The sequence below is a fragment of the Nonomuraea mesophila genome (assembly GCF_004352805.1).
In the GTDB taxonomy this organism is placed as follows: Bacteria; Actinomycetota; Actinomycetes; order Streptosporangiales; family Streptosporangiaceae; genus Nonomuraea; species Nonomuraea longispora.
Genome location: NZ_SMLD01000407.1, coordinates 1 through 710, shown reverse-complemented (window position 1 = coordinate 710; position 710 = coordinate 1). Strand labels below are relative to the sequence as shown.

Genomic DNA, 710 nt, shown 5'->3' with positions numbered 1-710 from the left:
GTTCGACGGTGGTGATGACCAAGCCACCGGACGAACGATCAGAAGCACCCTCGCCGCAGGGCTTGCGGAGAGGTGAAACGCCTGTGGAGCTGGTGTAAGACCTCAACGGGAGTTCCCTTTCCCGGGCAGGCGACCGGCGGTGAAGCAGGAAGGCCAGTCGGCGACGGCTGGAATCCCGGTCCTTCAGGGCCGGGAGGATGTCAAGACCGATTCCCCTGTCACACTGATCACCGGCGGCTCCGGCGGCGTCGGAGCCGCCGTGGCCCGGCTGCTGCTCGACCGTGGCCACCGGGTCACCGTCACCGGGCGCGACCGTGACCGGCTCTCCCGGTTCGCCGCAGGCGTCGCGGCACCGGAGGCCTTGCTGACCATCGCCGCGGACGCCGCCGACCAGGAGGCGACGCAGGCGGCGGTGGACGCCACCCTGGACACCTTCGGGCGGCTGGACGCCGTCGTGGCCAACGCCGGCACCGCCACCCGGACAGCGTCACCGCGTCTGGGGCGGTCTGCCGGCCGGACGGCGTGGACGTCAACACGGTGGTCGTCCGCCCGCTCGGCCAGCCCGTCTGACCGGCGCACCCGTCCACCCGGCCGTCAGGCCCACTGTGCGGGTCCACTGTGCGGGTCCACTGTGCGGGTCCACTGTGCGGGTCCACTGTGCGGGTCCACTGTGCGGGTCCACTGTGCGGGTCCACTGTGCGGGTCCACTG

2 protein-coding genes are annotated in these 710 nt (G+C 71.8%); one reads left to right on the top strand and one right to left on the bottom strand.

The features are described from left to right. A partial coding sequence (locus tag E1295_RS50570; RefSeq protein ID WP_220449279.1) for a hypothetical protein occupies positions 1–289 on the bottom strand: 289 nt, incomplete at its 3' end. Here E1295_RS50570 and E1295_RS48295 point away from each other — a divergent pair. Then, positions 260–710 (top strand): SDR family oxidoreductase (locus tag E1295_RS48295; RefSeq protein ID WP_246081271.1); only part of this gene is annotated, 451 nt, incomplete at its 3' end. The two genes, E1295_RS50570 and E1295_RS48295, sit on opposite strands and share 30 nt — an antisense overlap.